Origin of the sequence: Pseudomonas sp. P179 (assembly GCF_000478485.2) — a bacterium.
GTDB classification, from domain to species: domain Bacteria; phylum Pseudomonadota; class Gammaproteobacteria; order Pseudomonadales; family Pseudomonadaceae; genus Pseudomonas; species Pseudomonas aeruginosa.
On sequence record NZ_KI517354.1, the window covers coordinates 4,378,775 to 4,399,532 of the forward strand.

Consider the following 20,758-nt stretch of genomic DNA (forward strand, 5'->3'; position numbering starts at 1 on the left):
GGTGGTGTGGTTCGCCTGGCAGGTGGATCGGACGGGAAGGCACAAGGTGGTCGTGGGGGCGGGTCGGCGACGATCCTGCCGCATGATCAAGGCTCGGCAACCGCGAGCGTTGCCAACTCACTGGAAGGATACAAAACAATGAAATCCATCAAGTCCCTGCCGTCCTTTGCTGCTCTTGCTCTCTGCCTGAGCGTTTCGTCCATGGCCAGCGCGGCCACCATCACCCCGGTCAACTCGGCCTTCACCGCACCTGGCACCATCAGCGTGAGCTCGCCGGCGTCGCTCAATCTGCCAGTGACCTGCAACATCACCTTCAAGGGCAAGACCGCCGCCGATGGTTCCTATGCCTCGATCGACAGCGTCACCGTCAGCGGCAGCAACACCCTGTGCAGCGTGCCGCAGATGACCGGCCTGCCGTGGAAGCTGACCGTTTCCAGCACCACCGCCGGCAAGGTCGATGGCGTCGGCTTCAAGATTCTCTCCTCTACCTGTGGCCCGAGCACCGTCAACGGTTCCTGGAGCAACGCCACCAATACCCTCAGCGCCAGCAATCAGTCGCTGGCAGGCAACTGCAAGATCAACAGCCTGAGCGTGAAGCCGACCCCGGCCTTCGTAGTCAACCCGTAATCCGGGCTGCCGCTGGCGCCCTCGGCGCCAGCGGTTTCGCGCTCCCGCTGCCAGGCGTCCTTCGCGGGCCGGCAGGTCCGAGGGAGTTTCCGCCGGAAGCGGCGCAGAATCTCGTTCGCACATGGAAAACGGTCTGGGGGAGGGTGTCCGCCAGGACGCTCAAGCAGGCCGACCATCGTGCCCCGTGCACTAGCAGTCCACCAGGGGTGAAACCTTGAACAACAAAAACGATATTTCCTGCCTGTTTGCCAGAAAACCATTGCCATTGCTCTGCGCCCTGATCGTCGGCGGACTGTTCGGCACGTCCCAGGCGCAAGCCGGCGGCTTCATGGTGCCGACCACCAACACGGCGGGCTGGGGCCGTGCGATGGCAGGCGGCTCGCTGTTTCCCAACGATCCGAGCGCCGCGTTCAACAACCCGGCGGCCATGGCGTTCATCGACAAGCGGATCGCCCAGTTGACGGTCAACTACGCCGATATCGACATCAAGTACAACGGCGATGCCTACGACTACCAGGGTAATCCCATGACCGGCGGCTACCAGGACGGGCCGGGCACCCCCGAGCTGGGTACCAACGATGGCGGCCAGGCCGGATTCGGCGCGTGGCTGCCGACCGGCTTCCTGGTCGTACCGATCAACGACCGCTTCGCCTTCGGTCTGAGCCAGGTCGTTCCGATGGGAATGCGCAGCACCTGGGACCCGAACTGGAAAGGCCGCGATTTCGCGGTGGACACCAAGATCGAGACGATCGGCCTGACCGGCTCCCTGTCGTTCAAGGTCAACGACAACTTCTCCCTGGGCGCCGGGGTGATCATCCAGCGCACCTCCGGCTTCGTCAGCCAGAACCTCGATCTCTATGCCTCGGCCGCCAACTCCCCGGGCATGGGCGGGATTCCGTTCCCGGCCTCGAACTCGTCCGCGCTGATGCGGGTCAAGGTGGACAACACCTCGCCCGGCTTCTTCGCCGGCGCGGTGTGGAAGCCGACCGACCGCGACACCCTGGGCTTCGCCTACCACGCGAAGATCCGCAACAAGCTGAAGGGGCACTACAACCTCTACGACCACGACGGTGGACTGACCGAGGGCGCCATCGAGGGCGGCACCCCGGGCCTAGCCTATCCGGGCCTGGACCTGCGCATGGGCGCTTCCGCCTCGGCGCGCCTGGATATCCCCGCCTACGCCTCGCTGGATTGGGTACACCAGTTCAACGACCGTCTGAGCCTGGGCGCCAGCGCCACCTGGACCGAGTGGTCGTCGTTCCAGGACCTGACCCTCAAGTCCCACGGCAACACGATCGTCTCCATCCCCTACACCTACCGGAACACCTGGACCCTGGCGGTGGGCGGCGACTACAAGGTGACCGACCAGTGGACCATGCGCGCCGGGGTCGCCTACGACCAGACGCCGACCCACAATGCCACCCGCGATCCGCGGATTCCCGACGGCGATCGCTACTTCGCCTCCCTGGGCGCCGGCTATCGCTTCCAGTCGATGCCGGAGTTGTCGATCGACGCGGCCTACTCGCGGCAATTCGTCAAGGAGGTGCCGTTGAAGACGGTCAACCAGGATCGCCTGGGCGGCGGGCGGCTGGATGGCAGGGCAACCAGCAAGGGACAGGTGTTCAGCCTGTCCGCGACCTACGACTTCTAGACCCGGCCGTAGGTAGAGGAAGGGCCTCCCCCTGGCGGGGGAGGCCCTTTCGCATCTGGCGCCGGGATGCACGCGAACGGTGCTTTCGTCGCCCTTCAACAGTGCGTGGCCAGCCCGGGAGGCAGCCTGGTTCCGGGCGCGTGCTCTGGCCCGAGCCGTTCTGGCGGACCCGGAAAGTTTCAGTTTTGCACCATAAAGATTCATCAATGCGTCATTTCGCACTTTCTAGGTGCCGCCTGGCTTGTTAGAGTCACGCGCAAAAAATTGTTCACAAAACTAGAAACCGGTGAGAAAAATGACGCAATCCGTCGACGCTTTCCTCGAGCGCCTGAAGCGGCGCGATCCCGATCAGCCCGAATTCCACCAGGCGGTGGAAGAGGTGCTGCGTTCCCTCTGGCCGTTCCTCGAGGCCAACCCGCACTACCTGGAAGCCGGCATCATCGAACGCATCGTCGAACCCGAGCGGGCGATCCTGTTCCGCGTACCCTGGGTCGACGACCAGGGCCGGGTACGGGTCAACCGTGGCTACCGGGTGCAGATGAGCAGCGCCATCGGCCCCTACAAGGGCGGCCTGCGCTTCCATCCCTCGGTCAACCTCGGGGTGCTGAAGTTCCTCGCCTTCGAGCAGGTCTTCAAGAACTCCCTGACCACTCTGCCCATGGGCGGCGGCAAGGGCGGCTCCGACTTCGATCCGAAGGGCAAGAGCGACGCCGAGGTGATGCGTTTCTGCCAGTCGTTCATGAGCGAGCTGTACCGCCACGTCGGCGCCGACCTGGACGTGCCGGCCGGCGACATCGGCGTCGGCGCGCGTGAGATCGGCTACCTGTTCGGCCAGTACAAGCGCCTGTCCAACCAGTTCACCTCGGTGCTGACCGGCAAGGGCCTGAGCTATGGCGGCAGCCTGATCCGCCCGGAGGCGACCGGCTTCGGCTGCGTCTACTTCGCCCAGGAAATGCTCAAGGATCGTGGCCGCGGCTTCGACGGCCAGCGGGTGGCGATCTCCGGCTCGGGCAACGTCGCCCAGTACGCGGCGCGCAAGGTCATGGAAATGGGCGGCAAGGTGATCTCGCTGTCCGATTCCGAAGGCACCCTGTATGCCGAGGCGGGGCTCTCCGACGAGCAGTGGGAATACCTGATGGAGCTGAAGAACGTGCGCCGCGGGCGCATCCGCGAGATGGCGGAGCAGTTTTCCCTGCAGTTTCTCGAAGGGCGCCGGCCCTGGGGCCTGGCCTGCGATATCGCGCTGCCCTGCGCGACCCAGAACGAACTGGATGCCGAGGATGCGCGGCGCCTGCTGGCCAACGGCTGCGTCTGTGTCGCCGAAGGCGCCAACATGCCCTCGACCCTGGAAGCCGTCGACCTGTTCCTCGAGGCCGGCATCCTCTACGCGCCGGGCAAGGCGTCGAACGCCGGCGGGGTGGCGGTGAGCGGCCTGGAGATGTCGCAGAACGCCATGCGCCTGCGTTGGAGCGAGGGCGAGGTGGATACCAAGCTGCACGGCATCATGCAGTCGATCCACCATGCCTGCCTGCTGTACGGCGAGGAGCAGGGGCGGGTCAACTACGTGAAGGGGGCGAACATCGCCGGCTTCGTCAAGGTCGCCGATGCGATGCTGGCGCAGGGCGTGGTCTGAGGTCGTCCCATAGAGGAAAAACGGGGCTCCAGGGGAGCCCCGTTTTTCCTTGTGGCGGTTATTCCGCGGGACGCGGCGTGGTCTCCGTGCTGGCCGGCAGCAGCGGATATTCGACGCGCGGCTGCTTGCCGCTCAGGCTGTGCAGGAAGGCGACGATGTTCTCCACGTCGTCCGGCGCCAACTGCTTGCCGAGCTGGGCGTTGCCCATGATCGCCACCGCGTCCTTGAGTTCCCAGACCTGGCCGCTGTGGAAGTACGGCGCGGTGAGGGCGACGTTGCGCAGGGGCGCGGCGCGGAATACGTACTCGTCGCTCTGGGTCTTGGTCACGGCGAAGCGGCCCTTGTCGCCGCTGGGCAGCACGCTGGCGTCGGGCTTCTTCACCAGGCCGAACGGGAAGTAGGCCTGGCCGCCCAGGTTGATGCCGTTGTGGCAGGCGCTGCAGCCACTGTCCATGAATGCCTTGAGGCCTTTCTTCTGCTGTGCGTCGAGGGCCTTGTCGTCGCCCTTGAGATACAGGTCGAAGGGCGAGTCCGGAGTCACCAGGGTCGCCTCGTAGGCCTCGATGGCCAGCGCCATGTTGTCGAAGCTGACCGGCTTGCCGGCCTTGGGGAAGGCCTTGCGGAAGGCGTCCACGTATTCCGGGATGCTGCCCAGGGTCTGTTCGACCAACTGCGGGGTACTGTGCATCTCGACGCTGTTCTGGATCGGACCCTTGGCCTGCTCCCCCAGGTCCTTGGCGCGGCCATCCCAGAACTGCGCGGCATTGAATACCGCGTTGAAGACCGTCGGCGAATTGCGTGGCCCCTTCTGCCAGCCGTGACCGACCGACGTCGGTACGTTGTCGGCGCCGCCGGTGCCGACGTTGTGGCAGGTGTTGCAGCTGAGCACATGGCTGCGCGACAGGCGCGGGTCGAAGAACAGTTTCTTGCCGAGTTCGCGCTGTTGCTCGCTGATGGGCTGGCCGCGCAGCTCGGTGACCTGCTCGGGGATGGGTTTGAACAGCGCGCTGGCCTGGTCGTGCAGGGCATCGGCCTGGGCGAGGGGCGTGGCGAAGGACAGCAACAGGCTGCCAAGCGGGAGCAGTTGCGAGGACTGCATCTTTTTTTCTCCTTATCAGGCGTTACAACCGGTCCTGTGAGGAGAGGCCAGCGGCGCGCTGCCCGGCTTGACGTGGATCAAGCGCACCGGGATCGGTGCTGCGGATGGTTGTCGCAGCGTGCTTCAGCGCTCGCGCAAGGCCCGGGCCAGCGCGCGGTCGCGGTCGCGCTGCCAATCGTCGTCGCGGTCGTCCCACTGGCGTTCCTCGAAACGCCGCCGCTCCTCGCTCCGCGCCATCGACCGGCATTGCTCGAAGCCGTCGCCCCAGCCGCTGGCGTAGATCGCCTCGCGCAGGTAGCGGGGGACGTCCTTGCGGAATTCGCCGCTGATCGAGCCGGCCGCCTGGCGGCCGCTGCCGCAGCCGTCGTCGAAACCGTCGGCATAGGCGGGTGGGTAGCCCTGGGCGAGCAGGTGCTGGTGGGTGTTTTCGCAGCCGCCGAGCAGGGTGGCGGTGAGCAGGAGCAGGGCGAGGACAAGCACGCCGAGACGCGAAGAAGACATGGCTGGGACTCCTCGACCGCCGGGACGGGCTCCCGGAGGTTCGCGCCGGGCCCGCTGGCAGGTCCGGCGCGAGTCTAGGTCGGCATTGGTGAGGAATTCGTCAAGCCGATGTGATGACGATGCGATGACCGCCGCCGTCCAGCGCCTGGTCGCCGATCCTCACCGGCAGGAAGCGTTCGATAACCCGGCGGTTGCTTTGCAGATGGGCGCTCAGCCGCGGCGTGGTGAAGCTGCCGGCGCCGGCCAGGGCCATGGGCAGCAGCAATTGGTCGGCGAGGTACTCGTCCGCCGCGCAGCCGCTTTCCATCCAGCCGATGGCTTGCGTCGCGACCTGTTCCGCCACCCGTTCGGCGCTGACGCCGGCCTGGCCGAAGGCGCAGAAGGTCGCGCAGATGTGCTCGCAGTCGATCCGCAGCAGCAGGGCGTTGCCCGGCCCCTGGTCCTCCGCGAGGAACTCCAGCTGGCGTTCTTCGTCGCTCCAACCGAGGCGCTGGCGGACCCTCTCCAGCTCGCGCTCGCCGACGTGCCCGGGAATCCCTGCGAGCAGCGCCCGCGCCTGGCGCCGCAGCGCCGCGCCGGGATGCTCCAGTTGCAGCGGCCGCCAGCGCGCCGGGCGTACCCGCGCCAGCAGCTCGCCACCGCCGGCGGGTACGAAGCCGTGGCGCAGCAGTTCCAGGTCGACTTCCGCGCCCATCCGCTGCAACAGCGGCAGCCAGCTGTCGCGGAGAAAGTCCGCCGGCGGCGCCAGTGGATTGTGGGTGCCGCCGCTGATCCTCACCCGGCTTTCGCCGTTGGCCGCGAGCAGCGCCGGCAGCAAGGTTTGCAGTACCAGCGAGCAACTGCCGGCGGAGCCGATGGCGAAGGCGTAGTCGCCGGCGCGGATCGCACCGGGCCGGAACGCCAGCTCGCGTGAGCCGAGCTCGGCACCCTCGACCTCGGCCGCGCAGATTTCCGCCGCCGCGCGCACCGCGGTGAGGTGCTGCCGCAGTAGCCCCGGACGGCTGCGCCGGCCACGGATGTTGCGGATGCGCAGCGGCTGGCCGCTGGTCATCGACAGGCTCAGGGCGCTACGCAGGATCTGCCCGCCACCTTCGCTGCCGTCGAGTTCGATGAGGTCCTTTCTCATGAGGTTTCCCTTGTGTATTGCCATATCTTGTCGTGGAGGTAGCGATCCAGCAGTCGGCTGTCCTGGCGCGCGCCGGTTGGTTGGGCGGCCCCTCGTTCGGCCTGGAGCAACTCCGCTTCGATGAAGCGTTGCAGCGCCAGGCGCGGAGGGCCGTAGGCCGATTCGTCGCGCTGACGCTTGAGGCTCAGCAGGGCATCCAGTTCTTCGCGCAGCGACGGATCGTCCAGCGTGGCTTCCATTAGCCTCTCGAACGCCACCGGCGGCAAGCCCAGGCCTGCATCCAGCCAACGCACCGCGAACAACGGGCGCAGGACGTAGAGGTATTTCTTCAGCCGGACGCTGTCGCCCTTCAGGTAGCCGCGGTAGTTCTTGCGTGCCATCGACAGGTAGTGATGGCGACTGCCTGGTACGGAGTGAAAGGCGCTGCCCAGCCAAAGCAGTTCCTCGCGCACGCCAGGCTCTTCCCGATACACCAGCGGCGAGCCGAGCCACTCCAGCAGGGCCGGGTTGGATTTGCGCATCAGGCGCAACGCCTTGCGCAGTTCCCAGCCGCTGATGTCCAGCTCGTCGCTCAGCGGGCGTTCTATCACGTCGCGAGGTTCCTCGACGCGCTGATACCACTCGGGCTGATGCACATAGACGAAGCGTACGTCGTAGTCGCTGTCCGGCGAAGCGAAGCCCCAGGCCCGGCTACCCGACTCGCAGGCGTAGAGCACGACTACGTCGTGCTCGCGTTCGATCCGTTCCAGCTCATCCAGTACCCGCTCGCGCATGGCGGCGGGGAGCGGATGGCGTTCTTCCCTGTTCATTTCGATTCTTCCCCAGCGGGCGCCACAGGGCGCCCGTCATCCTTTCACGCACACCACCTGACGCAGGGTGTGCAGCACTTCCACCAGCTCGCGCTGGGCTTCCATGACCCGGTCGATGTCCTTGTAGGCCATCGGGATCTCGTCGATCACGTCGGCGTCCTTGCGGCATTCGACGTGGGCGGTGGCGCGGGCCTGGTCGGCGACGCTGAAGACCTTCTTCGCCTTGGTCCGGCTCATGGTCCGCCCGGCGCCGTGGCTGCACGAGCAGAACGCTTCCTGGTTGCCGAGGCCGCGGACAATGAAGCTCTTCGCCCCCATCGAGCCGGGAATGATGCCGAGCTGGCCCTTCTGCGCGGACACCGCGCCTTTGCGGGTGACCAGTACCTCCTGGCCGAAGTGGCGCTCCTTCTGCACGTAGTTATGGTGGCAATCGACCGCCTCCAGGTTGGCTTCGAACGGCTTGCGGATCACCTGGCGCGCCGCCTCGATCACCGCGTGCATCATCAGCGCGCGGTTCTGCCGGGCGAAATCCTGGGCCCAGCCGACCGCTTCCACGTAGTCGTCGAAGTGCCGGCTGCCTTCCTCGAAGTAGGCCAGGTCCTTGTCCGGCAGGTTGGCGATGTGCTGGCGCATGTCCGCCTTGGCCAGTTCGATGAACAGGTTGCCGATGGCGTTGCCGACCCCGCGCGAACCGCTGTGCAGCATGAACCAGACGCGGTCGGCCTCGTCCAGGCAGACCTCGATGAAGTGGTTGCCGGTGCCGAGGGTTCCCAGGTGCTGGCGGTTGTTGGTCTTCTCCAGCCTCGGGTGCTTGTCGGTGATCGCCTTGAAGCGACCGGCGAGCGCCTTCCAGGCCTGGTCGGCGGCCTCCGGTACCTCGTGCCAGGCGCCGCGGTCGCGGCGGCCGAAGGTCTTGCCGTGGGGTACCGCCTGCTCGATGGCGCTGCGCAGGGCGTGCAGGTTGTCCGGCAGGTCGGCGGCGACCAGCGAGGTGCGCGCGGCGATCATTCCGCAGCCGATATCCACGCCCACCGCGGCCGGGATGATCGCGCCGAGGGTAGGGATCACGCTACCGATGGTCGAGCCCTTGCCCAGGTGCACGTCAGGCATCACCGCCAGGTGCTTGAAGATGAAGGGCATCTTCGCCGTGTTCAGCAACTGCTGGCGCGCTTCCTCCTCCACCGGTACGCCCTGGGTCCAGAGCTTGATCGGCTTGCCGCCGGCCACTTCGAGGATATTCATGTCTTTCATCGTGCTTTCCTTGTGCTCCGCGTCGTCCCGTCGACGGCGCGGCTATCGTTCGTGATCAGGCCTGCTTCAGCGTGACCAGTCCGTTCAATACCTGGTCCAGGCCACCGAATACCGAAATCCGGTCGATGCGCTCGGCCACCCGCTCCAGGGTTTCCAGTTCTTTCAGACGCAGCGCGGTCGGGTTTTCCTCCATGACCTTCGCGGTATTCAGCAGCGAGCGGGTCGCCGAGGTTTCCTCGCGGCGGCGGATCACATTGGCCTGGGCCGCCTTCTCCGCCTCCACCACCTGCGCCAGCAGGGTCTTCATTTCGCCCGGGAGGATGATGTCGCGCACGCCCAGGCCGCTCACTTCCAGGCCGCTGTCTTCCAGCTTGGCGGCCAGGTGGGCGCTGACCGCTTCGTCGATCGACTGCTTGTTCTCCAGCAGTTCGTCGAGGGTACGGGTGCCCACTGCCGCCCGCAGGCCGAACTGCAGCTCGCGGTACAGGTACTCCAGCGGCTTGCTCAGCCGCGAGAAGGCGGTGAGTACGTCGTTGTAGCGCCAGTTGGCGGCGAGGTTCAGGCGCAGGCTGACCTTGTCGCGGGTAAGGATCTCCTGGCCGCTGACCTCCAGCGCCTGGATACGGGTGTCGACCAGTTCCACGCTGACTTGCCGGTTGTAGCGCCAGAAACCGTATTGTCCGGCTTGCAGCAGGCCGGCAAGGGCGCCGTCGACCTTGAGCACGCCGACCTGGAACGCCGGCACCTGGACCAGCAACACTGCGTCCAGGCCCGCCAGGGCCCGGCCGCGCAGGTTCGGCTGGTGCAACTGGGCGACCAGCGCGGCAGACAATCGATAGTCCTGGGTCAGGTCGATGCGCTCCAGGCGCTGCTCGGTCTGGCCTTTCCAGTACAGTCGGCGGCTGCCCGGTGCGAGCAGCTCCACCAGCACGCCGTCCTCGTAGCGCAGGCCGGCCTCGTTGTCGCCCAGGTCCATCCGGGTGAAATAGCGCTCCACCAGTTGCGGTTCGCTCTGCCGCAGGTAGCCGGCCAGGCGGTGTTCGAACTGCGGGGTGTTCAGGCTGAAGCTTTCCAGGCTCAGGCGGTCGTACGGATCGAAGCGGCGGTAGGTGCCCGGTTCGAGCACGGCGAGGAAGTCGCCTTCGGAGTACAGCAGGCCGCGTTCGTTCTTCTTCACGATAAAGCGCTTCAGCATTTTCATCTCTTCATTCCTTTCATTCTTCCGTGGTGCCGGTGTTGCCGGCCCGTCGAGCGTCGCGGGTGGAGCGCGGAGGAGGTTGGCCTGGCGGACGTCCTGTCCATGCGATCGATTCCCTCGATCCCCGGCCTGCCTTGCCCCGTGCCCGAACCGCGGGCCGGACGGGCCGGCGGCGGCTTCGGCTCCCTTGCGTTGTCCGGCCTTCCTGGCCGCTTGCGCAGTTCGCCTCGGCCACACCGGCGGGTGTTGCCATTGAGTGATTGCCGTTAAGGCAACGTTCGAGCGGGAGTCGAACCCGCGACAGACCATTTCGTGGATGGTTGCTCTACCAGGCTGAGCTATCGAACCGCGAAGCGGCATTGCCGTCATTCGCGAATGACCGTCGTTGTTGCGGGCGGCATGCACGACGCCGACACCAGGGGTGGGCTCGGGCACCGGCGGGACTGGAGTCCCGACCCGTCGGCCTGCATGGGCGATGCGGTCGAAATGGATATAGCGAGCGGCGTGCCAGGTTTTTATCGATGAGACTGTTTCTTGCTTAACTGTTTGATTTTAAAGGTGAATAAATTTTTTATTGCGCTTCGTCGGCGAATTCGATGGAGAGATGCCTGGCTATTTCTATATATTTTCATATCGATCTTTATCTTGAAGGATAAGCAGTGATGAAACGCACGGTCGCCATCGGCTTCATCGGCGCCACCCTCGACCGTCTCGGCAAGGGCGCGGCGCGCTGGCAAAAGTGGCGGCCGAGCATCGGCCTGTGCCAGCAGCCGGACCTGCTGATCGACCGCCTCGAACTGATCCACGGCAACGACGCCCGCGACCTCGGCCTGGCCGAGCGGATTCGCGCCGACATCGCCGCGGTGTCGCCGCATACCGAGGTCCGCCTGCAGCAGATGGAACTGCGCAACCCCTGGGACTTCGAGGAGGTCTATGGCGCCCTGCACGATTTCGTCAGCGCCTACCCCTTCGACACCGAGCGCGAGGACTACCTGGTGCATATCACCACCGGGACCCATGTCGCGCAGATCTGCTGGTTCCTCCTTACCGAGGCGCGCTACCTGCCGGCCCGGCTGGTGCAGACCTCGCCGTCGCGGCGCAAGGACGAGGCGCGCCATCCCGAGGGCTCGGCGACGCTGATCGACCTCGACCTGTCCCGCTACGACCGCATCGCCTCGCGGTTCCGCCGCGAACAGGAGGAAAGCCTGGCTTTGCTCAAGTCGGGAATCGCCACGCGCAATGCCGCTTTCAACCGCTCCATCGAGCAGATCGAGCGGGTCGCCGTGCGTTCGCGGGCACCCATGCTGCTGGTGGGGCCGACCGGTGCCGGCAAATCGTTCCTCGCCCGGCGCATCTATGAACTCAAGCGCAGCCGGCACCAGCTCGACGGGCGTTTCGTCGAGGTCAACTGCGCCACCTTGCGCGGCGACGGCGCGATGTCGGCACTGTTCGGTCACGTCAAGGGCGCCTTCACCGGCGCGCAGAATGCGCGCGAAGGCCTGCTGCGCGCAGCCGACGGTGGCATGCTGTTCCTCGACGAGATCGGCGAGCTGGGCGCCGACGAACAGGCGATGCTGCTCAAGGCTATCGAAGAGAAGCGCTTCTTCCCGCTGGGTTCGGACCGTGAGGTGGAGAGCGACTTCCAGCTTATCGCCGGGACCCACCGCGACTTGCGCGGACGAGTGGCCGAAGGCCTGTTCCGCGAGGACCTGTTCGCCCGCATCAACCTGTGGACCTTCGAGCTGCCGGGCCTGGCTGGACGCCGCGAGGACATCGAGCCGAACATCGACTTCGAACTGGAGCGGCACGCCCGCGAGCAAGGGCGGCAGGTGCGTTTCAACCTGGAGGCCAAGCGTCGCTACCTGGCCTTCGCCGGTTCCAGCGAAGCGCGCTGGGCCGGCAACTTCCGCGAGCTGTCGGCTTCCATCACACGCATGGCGACCCTGGCCGACAGCGGGCGGATCGACGAGGCGCTGGTCGAGGAGGAGATCCTCCGCCTGCGCCAGGCCTGGGGGCTCGATGCGGGCCGGGAGCCACTGGCCGATCTGCTGGGGCAGCGGGTGGAGGCCCTGGATCTGTTCGACCGCCTGCAACTGCAGGCGGTGCTGGAGGTGTGCCGCGGGGCTAAGACCCTTTCCGAGGCGGGACGCCGGCTGTTCGCCGTTTCGCGCCAGGACAAGCGCAACCCCAACGACGCCGACCGGCTGCGCAAGTACCTGGCGCGTTTCGGCCTGGACTGGGCGCAGATACGCGCCTGAACACCACTTCGGGATATCCTTGGCGTCTTTTCACGGGCTCCAGGGACGAATGCCGATGAGCGAGATAATGGACGTCGAGCGGCTGCGCCAGCGCTGCGCGGCCGGCGAAAGCTTCAAATACCTGTATTTCTGGGGACATCGCCCGGCGACGGATGACAAGGTCGGCAAGAGCTGTTTCAGCCAGTGGTACGAGGCTTCGTTCAAGCTCGACGGGGTGCGCTACGCCAGCGCCGAGCATTACATGATGGCGGCCAAGGCACGCTTGTTCGACGACCCTAGGTTGCTCGAGCGCATCCTGGCGGCGCGCAGCCCAGGCGAGGCGAAGGCCCTCGGCCGCGAAGTCGCCGGCTTCGACGAGGCACGCTGGAACGCCGAGCGGGTGGGAATCGTGATCGAAGGCAACCTCGGCAAGTTCGGCCAGAACGCTTCGCTGAAGAAATACCTTCTGGGCACCGCCGACCGGGTGCTGGTCGAGGCCAGCCCGGTGGACGCGATCTGGGGCATCGGCCTGGCCGCGAGCGATCCCCTGGCAGCCGAGCCGGCGACCTGGCAAGGCCTCAACCTGCTCGGCTTCGCCCTGATGGAGGTGCGCCGGAGGCTGGCTCAGTAGTAGTACCAGCGCAGCTCCAGCTTCACCTCGTTGATCGGCTTGCCGACATGGCTGAACTCGCGTTCGGCGCTCAGGCGCAGGCCGAGGTCGCGGCCCAGCTCCACCTGCTGGACGAAGCCCAAACTGCGGCGCACTTCACCGTTGTGGAAGTAGTCGCCCTTGGCCTCCAGGGTCAGGTTGCCCAGCGGGTTGCGCCACAGCAAGCCGCTGTCGAAGCCCACCGCCGGGGCGATGGCGGCGGCGAAGTCCCTGTTGTTCTCGATCCGCGCGGTGCCCATGGCGTAGAGCAGCAAGTCGTCGCCGAACATCCAGCTGCCGCCGGCGCCGCCGTTGAGGTGGCTGACCAGGTTTTCGTCGCCGTCCTCGCCCGGCACCCGCTCCAGGCCGCCGGCGACCTGCCAGGACAGCGGCTTGAGCAACTGGTTGCGCGGGGTCAGCGAGCGGATGGTGACCAGGTCGAGATTCTGCAACTGCCAGCGGTTGCCTTCGTACTGGCGCAGCTTGAGCTGGCCGATCTCGATCTGCGCGCCGAGGGGGAAGCCATAGGCGTTATCGGCGAGGTCATGGTAGGCCATGCGCAGGCCGTACTCGGCGAAGGCGCGGTCATCGCGGCTGCCGACGCCGAACTGCCAGGTCCGTGACTCGTGGCCGTCTTCCGGCTGGCCGGGGCGCTCGACCTGGAGGTCCGGCGGCGGGTTGCGGTTGATCGCTCGCAACAGGTTGTAGCTGCGCGAGGCGATGCCGCTGTCACGCGCCTGGCCGGTGGCGCGGTAGCGCACCAGGCGGAAGGCGGCGTCCTGGATCAGCGCCTGGCGCGGCATCGGCAGGGCCTTGAAGTCGGGAGCGTCGAGCAGGCTGTCGTCGTCCGCCAGGCGCTTGGCCCAGTCGCGCTCGGCATGGTCGAGCGGTTCGGCGCGGGCGAGCAGTTCCTTCTCGCGCGACGGCCGGTAGTCGATGCGCTCGATCAGCCCGGCGTTCTTCACCGCGCGGACGGTGTCGGTGGGGATCGCGGTAAGCGGGAACTGCTCGGTCAGCTCGATGCCCGGGCGGGCGATCTCCATCAGTTCGAGCAGGCGGAACGAACAGTTCTCGTCGAAGAAGTAGTAGTCGAAGCGGACCTGCTTGAGTTCCCAGACGTGTTCGACCATGCGCCCGGTCTCCTCGGGCGTGAGGTTCAGCTTGTATTCCCAGAGGTCGCGGTTCTCCAGGCGGCTGTATTCGGCCAGCTTCTCCCGGTACGGGACCAGCGCGAACAGGCCGGGATAGCCGCCCATTAGGCCTTTCCAGGCATAGAGGATGCTGTTGTCCATGCCTTCGATGTAGGCGCCGAAGTTCAGCGCGTAGCTGAGCAGGGCAGTGTTGTTGCTGGTGACGTCGGCCTGGTCGATGCGCAGCAGGGTGTGGCCGAACATCGACGACGGGCTGTTCAGGTAGGCCGCGGGGAACACCAGCACCGCACTGTGCGGGTTGATGTCGCGGTACCAGTTGTCGTATTCGCCGCACTGCGGCTGCGGCAGGTCGTCGAGTTGCAGTTGCTGGCGCAGCCAGCGGGTGCGCGCCGGGTAGACGCACTGAGCGTGCTTGTCGCCAAGGCTGGGCGAGGCATAGAGCGCCTTTAGCGTGGCCGCCAGTTCGGCGTCCGGGTGGCTCTCGCCGTTGTCGGCGAGGAAGAACCGCTCGTCGTCGACGTAGCTGCGCCAACCGCCGAGCTTGCCGCGTTCGTAGTGGCCGAGGGCGATCCAGTAGGGATCGGCGGCCAGTTGCTGGAGGCGGGCCTCGGGAACCGTGGGCGCAGCCAGAAGGGGGGAGCAGGCGCACAGCGCCATCCAGGGCAACAGGCGTTTCGGCATCGGCAAGGCTTAATGCTTGGGGAAAGGGGCCTGCCCGCGAACGGGCAGGCGGCGAGGCTCAGGCCTGCTCGGCGTACTTGGCCAGGCGGGCGTCCTGTTTCAGGATCGCCTGGGTGTTGGCATAGACGTCGGCGGCGGTGGCGTCGGACTTGTTGAAGATCTCGGAGAAATGCTCATGGGTGACGGCGGCGAAGTGCTCGCGGTCCTGCGGTTGCACGCCCAGCACCACGGCATAGGTGGTCAGCGCTTCGCCATTGCCCTTGGCCATGTCTTCGGACAGCTCGTCCATCATGCTGCCGAGCACCAGCAGGGGCTTGCCGCCATAGGACAGCGCGCCGTTGGTATGGCAGCCGTTGGTGCCGGTGGTCATGCCGAAGGTGTTGTTGCCGGAAGTGCCGTTGGTGGTCGCCGCGACCACGTGGGTGGCCACGCCGCGCTGGCCTTTGAAGAGCATGTTGCCCCAGCCGCAGCCGGCGCCGCCGGGAGCGTCGGCGAAAGCGTTGAAGGAGGCGGCGGCGAACAGGGTACCGAGCAGAATCCGTTTCATCGTTTGTTCTCTCTTGAGGTGGATCGGAGCCATCTGGAGCGGGCCAGCGACGCCGTGAGCTTTTCGGAATGCCACCGGGGTGTCAAGGCACCGAATGGGTGGCAGCGCGCAATGCCGGGCGAAAATTGACCGGCGTCAGCGGCAATCCGCTTGGAACCGTCCAGACTTGGGAAAGTTCTGGTCGGTCTGAGCGAAACCGGCCTTGGTCAGCCGTTCCTCATGCAGGAGGTGGATATGAGCGCTTTCGACCCCGCTACCGCCCTGGAAACCCTGGCGACCGAGTACGCGGCACGCGCCGCGGCGATCCGCCGGGACCTGGCGCGCAGCCATTCGCCGGACTTTGCCGAGCAGGCGGTGCAGCGCCAGAACGACGAAGTGCTCGAAGGCCTGCTCGCCGAGGCGGAGGCGGGGATGCGCCAGGTCGGCCTGGCCCGCCTGCGCCTGGCGGAAGGTCGCTACGGCCAGTGCGAGCGCTGTGGCGAGGCTATCGAACCGGCGCGCCTGGCCGCCCTGCCTGCGGCGGAATACTGCCTGCGCTGCGCCGACCTGGTACATCGGTGAGATAGCGCCATCCGCGCCTTGTCAGTGGCGCGAGGCTGGGGGGAGAATGCGGGCGACGACACCCCGCGGCGATCTGCCGCCCGATGCAAGGATTCCCGATGCCCGATTCCGTCGCTGCCGGCCTGCGCCTGGCGCCAGAAGAACTGACCCGCCCGTTCGCTCCCGAGCAATTCGCCTTCGACACCACCGATGACCTGGAGCCCTTCCGCGGCGTGCTGGGCCAGGAGCGTGCGGTCGAGGCGCTGCAGTTCGGTGTGGCGATGCCGCGTCCGGGTTACAACGTATTCGTCATGGGCGAGCCGGGGACCGGACGCTTCTCCTTCGTCAAACGCTATCTGCAAGCCGAGGGCAAGCGCGTCGCCACGCCCTCCGACTGGGTCTACCTGAACAATTTCGACGAGCCGCGCGAACCTCGGGTGATCGAGCTGCCGCCGGGCAGCGCGACCGAATTCAGCGCCGACATCGACCGTCTGATCGACAACCTGATGTCGACCTTCCCGGCGGTCTTCGAGCATCCGGCCTACCAGCAGAAGAAGAACGCCGTCGACCGCGCTTTCAACCAGCGCTACGACCGCGCCCTGGACTCGGTGGAGCGGCGCGCCCTGGAGAAGGACGTGGCGCTGTACCGCGACAGCGCCAACGTCGCCTTCACCCCGATGAAGGACGGCAAGGCCCTCGATGAGGCCGAATTCGCCCAGTTGCCCGAAGCCGAGCGCGAGCGTTTCCACAAGGATATCGCCGCCCTCGAGGAGTACCTCAACGAGGAACTGGCGAGCCTGCCGCAGTGGAAGCGCGAGTCGAGCAACCAGTTGCGCGAGCTCAACGAGGAAACCATCACCCTGGCCCTGCAGCCCCTGCTGGCGCCTCTGGTGGAGAAGTACAACAACAACCCGGGCGTCTGCGCCTACCTGCAGGCGATGCAACTGAACCTGCTGAAGACCGTGGTCGACCAACTGGTCGACGACAGCCGCACCGACGCCCAGCGCAAGCAAGGGCTGATCGAGCAGTACGCGCCGAACCAGGCCATCGTCCACCACGCGACCAGCGGCGCGCCGGTGGTGTTCGAGTCGCACCCGACCTACGACAACCTGTTCGGCCGCATCGAGTACAGCTCGGACCAGGGGGCGCTCTACACCAGCTACCGGCAGTTGCGTCCGGGGGCGCTGCACCGGGCCAACGGCGGCTTCCTGATCCTGGAAGCGGAAAAGATGCTTGGCGAGCCGTTCGTCTGGGACGCGCTCAAGCGTGCCCTGCAGTCGCGCCAGTTGAAGATGGAGTCGCCGCTGGCCGAACTCGGCCGCCTGGCTGCGGTCTCCCTGACCCCCCAGGTGATCCCGCTGCAACTGAAGGTGATCATCATCGGCTCGCGGCAGATCTACTACACCCTGCAGGACCTCGACCCGGACTTCCAGGAGATGTTCCGGGTGCTGGTGGACTTCGACGAGGACATCCCGCTGGGCGAGGACAGCCTCGAACAGTTCGCCCAGTTGCTCAAGACGCGCACCTCGGAAGAGGGCATGGCGCCCCTCAGCGGCGCGGCGGTGGCGCGACTGGCGACCTACAGCGCGCGCCTGGCCGAGCACCAGGGGCGGCTTTCGGCACGGATCGGCGACCTGTTCCAGTTGGTCAGCGAAGCCGATTTCATCCGTCAGCTGGCGAACGAGGAGGTGATCCAGCTCGGCCACATCGAGCGTGCCCTCAAGGCCAAGCAGACCCGCACCGGACGAGTGTCGGCGCGGATCCTCGACGACATGCTGGCGGGGATCATCCTGATCGACACCGCTGGCGCCGCGGTCGGCAAGTGCAACGGACTGACCGTGCTGGAGGTGGGCGACTCGGTGTTCGGCGTGCCGGCGCGGATTTCCGCGACCGTCTATCCGGGCAGCAGCGGCATCGTCGATATCGAGCGCGAAGTCAACCTCGGCCAGCCGATCCACTCCAAGGGCGTGATGATCCTTACCGGCTACCTGGGTAGCCGCTACGCCCAGGAGTTCCCCCTGGAAATCTCCGCCAGCATCGCCCTGGAACAATCCTACGGCTACGTGGACGGCGACAGCGCCTCGCTGGGCGAGGTCTGCACGCTGATCTCGGCGCTGTCGCGGACGCCCTTGAAGCAGTGCTTCGCCATTACCGGCTCGATCAACCAGTTCGGCGAGGTGCAGGCGGTCGGCGGCGTCAACGAGAAGATCGAGGGCTTCTTCCGCCTCTGCGAAGCGCGCGGCCTGACCGGCGAACAGGGTGTGATCATCCCGCGCGCCAACGTCACTACCCTGATGCTCGACGAGCGCGTGTTGCAGGCGGTGCGCGCCGGGCAGTTCCACGTCTACGCGGTGCGCGAGGTGGACGAGGCGCTGGCGCTGCTGGTGGGCAAGCCGTTCGGTGCCCAGGACGAGAAGGGACGCTTCCCGAAAGGCAGCGTGAACGATCTGGTCGTGGCGCGCTTGCAGGAGATATCCGAACTCGGCATGGAAGAGGACGACAAGGAAAAGGACAAGCCGGCGGAGAAAGAGACCGTCGTGGCGAAGGACAAGGCCGCGGCGAAGAAGGACTGAGCCTGGCGCGCTGTCGGAACCTGTCGAGGGCGGGGCTGGAAAGCCCCGCCCTCGTGCGTTTCAGCCCTGTGGACAAGTTCCCGCCGGCGCTATGCGGAACCTGGCGGCAGGTGTAGGCTCAAAACTGGGAACCCCCGTGAGGATGCCGCCATGCCGCGTAACCTCTGCCTCATCCGCCCTTGTCTGGGGCTGACCACGCGAATCGAATGCGTGGTCAGGCCGCTGGCCGGAGAGAACGGACTCTGGACCCTGCTTTGCGCCGCCGGCATGTCCGGCTCCCAGCCTTCGGCGATCAAGGCCCAGGGCCCCTTCCACGGACCGCTGGTGGCCGAAGGGGTGTTGCAGGCGATTGCCGACTGCCTGGCCCAGCAAGGCTATATCGAAGCCGTCGACCCGCCGATCTGGCGCCTGCACCTGCAGGGCGAACTGCGCCGACTCAATGGCGAACGACGGCCGCATGTCGGCGACTACCTGTTTCGCCCGGAATCCTGAGCGGCGCCTGGGCAAAGCCTGAGCAATCCGGCCGAGGCCCCGTGCCATCATCGCTGGCGGGATCCATCCCGGCTCGGTGCACATATTTATCCACAGATTTTCTGGATAAAAACCGCCGGCCGCTGCGTTATACTCGCCGCCCCATTTTCCCCTGCACATACACACAAGAGACCATGGAACGCTTTTTCGAAAACGCCATGTACGCCTCGCGCTGGCTGCTGGCTCCCATCTACATGGGCCTGTCGCTGGCGCTGCTGGCGTTGACCATCAAGTTCTTCCAAGAAATATTCCACGTCATCCCGAACATCTTCGCGATGGCCGAGGCCGACCTGATCCTGGTCCTGCTCTCACTGATCGACATGGCTCTGGTTGGCGGCCTGTTGGTCATGGTGATGATCTCCGGCTACGAGAACTTCGTTTCGCAACTGGACATCGACGAAGGCAAGGAAAAGCTCAGCTGGCTGGGCAAGATGGATTCCGGCTCGCTGAAGAACAAGGTGGCCGCCTCCATCGTGGCGATCTCTTCGATCCACCTGTTGCGCATCTTCATGGACGCGAAGAATGTGCCGGACAACAAGCTGATGTGGTATGTGATCATCCACATGACCTTCGTGCTCTCGGCGTTCGCCATGGGCTACCTGGATAAGCAGACCCGTCACTGACGACCCTCTCCAGTGTTTCGCTCGCGCCGCCCGGCCGTTGTAAAACGGACGGGCGGCGGCGTTTCCGGCTTGCGTTGCCTGCCGCCTGGGCAAGACTTTCCTGTGATATCGGGCGGACGCCGGGAGCGGGCGTCCTTCGCATCGTCGGGGCCTGCCGGCCGGACGATGCCGGGAATCGGGCCGGCGCTGTCGGGACCGAGGCGGTTGGCGGAAACCTGGAGGCTTCCGCTGCCTGCGCAACCTCGAGAGGTTCGCGATGAACATGCAGGATCTCGCCGGCCGGGTCCAGGCCGGACATATCGACGCCTTGCACCTGGTGTCGCTGGAGGGCGGCATCTATGTCCTGGAGGCGCAGATGGGCGACCGCGCCTATCCGGTGGAGGACGATCTCGGCCAGCCGGTCAGCCTGCGCTCCGTGGAGCATGCGCGCCAGGTACTGCGCGGGCTGAACAGGGTTCCGGTGGAGTTGGTGTGCGCCGATGTCGATGACGAGATGTGTGGACTCCTGGCCGAGTCGGGTTCGTTTATCGGCGGGCTGCCGCTGTCGATCCGCCAGGGTTGAGCACAAGCGGCTGCGCCGGTAGGGGGGAAGGGCCTTCTGTGCTAGGCTGGCCGCCCTTTTTCGACCCCACAGCGGAGCAGCGCCATGAGCGAACTCAACCTGACCACTGACGAAGCCCGTGTCAGCTACGGCATCGGCCGTCAACTGGGCGACCAACTGCGCGAGAATCCGGTTCCGGGCATGACCCTGGACGCAGTCCTGGCCGGCCTGTCCGATGCGTTCGCAGGTATCGACAGCCGGGTTTCCGGCGAGGCGCTGTCGGCCAGCTTCCAGGTGATCCGCGAGCGCATGCAGGCCGAAGCCCAGGCCAAGGCCGAAGCCGCCGCTGGCGAAGGCCGCGCCTACCTGGCCGAGAACGCCAAGCGCGAAGGCGTGACCGTGCTGCCCTCGGGCCTGCAGTTCGAAGTGCTGAGCACTGGCGAGGGCGCCAAGCCTTCCCGCGAGGATACCGTGCGCACCCACTACCACGGCACCCTGATCGACGGCACCGTATTCGACAGCTCCTACCAGCGTGGCCAGCCGGCCGAGTTCCCGGTGGGCGGCGTGATCGCCGGCTGGGTCGAAGCGCTGCAACTGATGAACGCCGGCTCCAAGTGGCGCCTGCACGTACCGAGCGAACTGGCCTATGGCGGCCAGGCCGTCGGCAGCATTCCCCCGCACAGCGTGCTGGTGTTCGACGTCGAACTGCTGGAAATCCTCTGAGGCGCATCGGCCCCAGGAAGGAGCGAAACGCCCCGTCGACGCATCGACGGGGCGTTTTTCATGGCGG

General features: G+C 66.2%; 19 protein-coding genes and 1 tRNA gene. 11 read left to right on the forward strand and 9 right to left on the reverse strand.

Annotation, left to right across the window (positions count from 1 at the left end):
* The first annotated feature begins 138 nt into the window (after positions 1-138).
* From praA to gdhA, 3 genes are all read left to right on the forward strand, one after another.
* A complete protein-coding gene (gene praA / locus HMPREF1224_RS32500) occupies positions 139-627 on the forward strand; it encodes an alkane oxidation protein activator PraA (RefSeq protein ID WP_003119407.1) in 489 nt (162 codons plus the stop codon).
* A 259-nt stretch (positions 628-886) separates the two neighbouring features.
* Positions 887-2,278 carry an outer membrane protein transport protein gene (locus HMPREF1224_RS32505; RefSeq protein ID WP_003123403.1) on the forward strand — a complete coding sequence of 464 codons (1,392 nt, stop codon included), beginning with the start codon at positions 887-889 and terminating at the stop codon, positions 2,276-2,278.
* Positions 2,279-2,573: 295 nt separating this feature from the next.
* Complete coding sequence (gene gdhA, locus HMPREF1224_RS32510) at positions 2,574-3,911, forward strand: NADP-specific glutamate dehydrogenase (protein WP_003094817.1); 1,338 nt, start codon at positions 2,574-2,576, stop codon at positions 3,909-3,911.
* Between the two features lie 58 nt (positions 3,912-3,969).
* On the opposite strand, the gene ccpA is transcribed toward gdhA, so the two are convergent.
* The 7 genes from ccpA to HMPREF1224_RS32545 all read right to left on the reverse strand — a co-directional run bounded on the left by ccpA (position 3,970) and on the right by HMPREF1224_RS32545 (position 10,243).
* On the reverse strand, positions 3,970-5,010 hold the full coding sequence (ccpA, locus tag HMPREF1224_RS32515; RefSeq protein ID WP_003094815.1) for a cytochrome-c peroxidase CcpA: 1,041 nt from the start codon (positions 5,008-5,010) through the stop codon (positions 3,970-3,972).
* A 123-nt stretch (positions 5,011-5,133) separates the two neighbouring features.
* Entirely contained in the window at positions 5,134-5,511 is a 378-nt protein-coding gene (locus HMPREF1224_RS32520) for a hypothetical protein (protein WP_003094811.1), read from the reverse strand.
* A gap of 100 nt (positions 5,512-5,611) precedes the next feature.
* Positions 5,612-6,637 (reverse strand): RNA 3'-terminal phosphate cyclase, encoded by a 1,026-nt coding sequence (gene rtcA, locus HMPREF1224_RS32525; protein WP_010793781.1) that lies wholly within the window; start codon positions 6,635-6,637, stop codon positions 5,612-5,614.
* Positions 6,634-7,446 carry a nucleotidyltransferase domain-containing protein gene (locus HMPREF1224_RS32530; RefSeq protein WP_010793782.1) on the reverse strand — a complete coding sequence of 271 codons (813 nt, stop codon included), beginning with the start codon at positions 7,444-7,446 and terminating at the stop codon, positions 6,634-6,636. Before HMPREF1224_RS32530 ends, rtcA begins: the two co-directional genes overlap by 4 nt.
* A 36-nt stretch (positions 7,447-7,482) precedes the next feature.
* Positions 7,483-8,697 carry an RtcB family protein gene (locus tag HMPREF1224_RS32535; protein ID WP_003111139.1) on the reverse strand — a complete coding sequence of 405 codons (1,215 nt, stop codon included), beginning with the start codon at positions 8,695-8,697 and terminating at the stop codon, positions 7,483-7,485.
* Positions 8,698-8,752: 55 nt separating this feature from the next.
* Positions 8,753-9,898: a slipin family protein gene (locus tag HMPREF1224_RS32540; RefSeq protein WP_003116273.1), complete on the reverse strand. Its 1,146-nt coding sequence runs from the start codon at positions 9,896-9,898 to the stop codon at positions 8,753-8,755.
* Between the two features lie 271 nt (positions 9,899-10,169).
* Positions 10,170-10,243: transfer RNA gene (locus HMPREF1224_RS32545), tRNA-Arg, on the reverse strand.
* Positions 10,244-10,557: 314 nt separating this feature from the next.
* Here HMPREF1224_RS32545 and rtcR point away from each other — a divergent pair.
* Positions 10,558-12,153 carry an RNA repair transcriptional activator RtcR gene (gene rtcR, locus HMPREF1224_RS32550; protein ID WP_003112813.1) on the forward strand — a complete coding sequence of 532 codons (1,596 nt, stop codon included), beginning with the start codon at positions 10,558-10,560 and terminating at the stop codon, positions 12,151-12,153.
* A gap of 55 nt (positions 12,154-12,208) precedes the next feature.
* Positions 12,209-12,763, forward strand: coding sequence for an NADAR family protein (locus tag HMPREF1224_RS32555; RefSeq protein ID WP_004352744.1), 555 nt, complete (start codon positions 12,209-12,211; stop codon positions 12,761-12,763).
* On the opposite strand, the gene HMPREF1224_RS32560 is transcribed toward HMPREF1224_RS32555, so the two are convergent.
* Positions 12,757-14,613, reverse strand: coding sequence for an Lnb N-terminal periplasmic domain-containing protein (locus tag HMPREF1224_RS32560; RefSeq protein ID WP_003094784.1), 1,857 nt, complete (start codon positions 14,611-14,613; stop codon positions 12,757-12,759). The two genes, HMPREF1224_RS32555 and HMPREF1224_RS32560, sit on opposite strands and share 7 nt — an antisense overlap.
* Before the next feature lie 58 nt (positions 14,614-14,671).
* A complete protein-coding gene (locus tag HMPREF1224_RS32565; protein WP_003094783.1) occupies positions 14,672-15,160 on the reverse strand; it encodes a DUF3015 domain-containing protein in 489 nt (162 codons plus the stop codon).
* Between the two features lie 234 nt (positions 15,161-15,394).
* Here HMPREF1224_RS32565 and HMPREF1224_RS32570 point away from each other — a divergent pair, with 234 nt between their 5' ends.
* The 6 genes from HMPREF1224_RS32570 (at position 15,395) to HMPREF1224_RS32595 (ending at position 20,691) form a co-directional block, all read left to right on the forward strand.
* Positions 15,395-15,721 (forward strand): TraR/DksA family transcriptional regulator, encoded by a 327-nt coding sequence (locus HMPREF1224_RS32570; RefSeq protein ID WP_003112819.1) that lies wholly within the window; start codon positions 15,395-15,397, stop codon positions 15,719-15,721.
* A gap of 98 nt (positions 15,722-15,819) precedes the next feature.
* Positions 15,820-18,273 carry a Lon protease family protein gene (locus tag HMPREF1224_RS32575; protein WP_010793783.1) on the forward strand — a complete coding sequence of 818 codons (2,454 nt, stop codon included), beginning with the start codon at positions 15,820-15,822 and terminating at the stop codon, positions 18,271-18,273.
* 150 nt (positions 18,274-18,423) lie between these two features.
* Entirely contained in the window at positions 18,424-18,765 is a 342-nt protein-coding gene (locus HMPREF1224_RS32580) for a PA4575 family protein (protein ID WP_003094775.1), read from the forward strand.
* A gap of 173 nt (positions 18,766-18,938) precedes the next feature.
* On the forward strand, positions 18,939-19,427 hold the full coding sequence (locus tag HMPREF1224_RS32585) for a TIGR00645 family protein (RefSeq protein WP_003094773.1): 489 nt from the start codon (positions 18,939-18,941) through the stop codon (positions 19,425-19,427).
* A 256-nt stretch (positions 19,428-19,683) separates the two neighbouring features.
* A complete protein-coding gene (locus HMPREF1224_RS32590; protein ID WP_003161426.1) occupies positions 19,684-19,989 on the forward strand; it encodes a DUF6482 family protein in 306 nt (101 codons plus the stop codon).
* Positions 19,990-20,073: 84 nt separating this feature from the next.
* A complete protein-coding gene (locus tag HMPREF1224_RS32595; protein ID WP_003094769.1) occupies positions 20,074-20,691 on the forward strand; it encodes a BamJ family beta-barrel-assembly machinery protein in 618 nt (205 codons plus the stop codon).
* The last annotated feature ends 67 nt before the right edge of the window (positions 20,692-20,758 follow it).

Coding starts and splice junctions, on each gene's coding strand:
- praA (WP_003119407.1), top strand. CDS start 139: ATGAAATCCATCAAGTCCCTGCCGTCCTTTGCTGCTCTTGCTCTCTGC.
- gdhA (WP_003094817.1), top strand. CDS start 2,574: ATGACGCAATCCGTCGACGCTTTCCTCGAGCGCCTGAAGCGGCGCGAT.
- ccpA (WP_003094815.1), bottom strand. CDS start 5,010: ATGCAGTCCTCGCAACTGCTCCCGCTTGGCAGCCTGTTGCTGTCCTTC.
- HMPREF1224_RS32520 (WP_003094811.1), bottom strand. CDS start 5,511: ATGTCTTCTTCGCGTCTCGGCGTGCTTGTCCTCGCCCTGCTCCTGCTC.
- rtcA (WP_010793781.1), bottom strand. CDS start 6,637: ATGAGAAAGGACCTCATCGAACTCGACGGCAGCGAAGGTGGCGGGCAG.
- HMPREF1224_RS32530 (WP_010793782.1), bottom strand. CDS start 7,446: ATGAACAGGGAAGAACGCCATCCGCTCCCCGCCGCCATGCGCGAGCGG.
- HMPREF1224_RS32535 (WP_003111139.1), bottom strand. CDS start 8,697: ATGAAAGACATGAATATCCTCGAAGTGGCCGGCGGCAAGCCGATCAAG.
- HMPREF1224_RS32540 (WP_003116273.1), bottom strand. CDS start 9,898: ATGAAAATGCTGAAGCGCTTTATCGTGAAGAAGAACGAACGCGGCCTG.
- rtcR (WP_003112813.1), top strand. CDS start 10,558: ATGAAACGCACGGTCGCCATCGGCTTCATCGGCGCCACCCTCGACCGT.
- HMPREF1224_RS32555 (WP_004352744.1), top strand. CDS start 12,209: ATGAGCGAGATAATGGACGTCGAGCGGCTGCGCCAGCGCTGCGCGGCC.
- HMPREF1224_RS32560 (WP_003094784.1), bottom strand. CDS start 14,613: ATGCCGAAACGCCTGTTGCCCTGGATGGCGCTGTGCGCCTGCTCCCCC.
- HMPREF1224_RS32565 (WP_003094783.1), bottom strand. CDS start 15,160: ATGAAACGGATTCTGCTCGGTACCCTGTTCGCCGCCGCCTCCTTCAAC.
- HMPREF1224_RS32570 (WP_003112819.1), top strand. CDS start 15,395: ATGAGCGCTTTCGACCCCGCTACCGCCCTGGAAACCCTGGCGACCGAG.
- HMPREF1224_RS32575 (WP_010793783.1), top strand. CDS start 15,820: ATGCCCGATTCCGTCGCTGCCGGCCTGCGCCTGGCGCCAGAAGAACTG.
- HMPREF1224_RS32580 (WP_003094775.1), top strand. CDS start 18,424: ATGCCGCGTAACCTCTGCCTCATCCGCCCTTGTCTGGGGCTGACCACG.
- HMPREF1224_RS32585 (WP_003094773.1), top strand. CDS start 18,939: ATGGAACGCTTTTTCGAAAACGCCATGTACGCCTCGCGCTGGCTGCTG.
- HMPREF1224_RS32590 (WP_003161426.1), top strand. CDS start 19,684: ATGAACATGCAGGATCTCGCCGGCCGGGTCCAGGCCGGACATATCGAC.
- HMPREF1224_RS32595 (WP_003094769.1), top strand. CDS start 20,074: ATGAGCGAACTCAACCTGACCACTGACGAAGCCCGTGTCAGCTACGGC.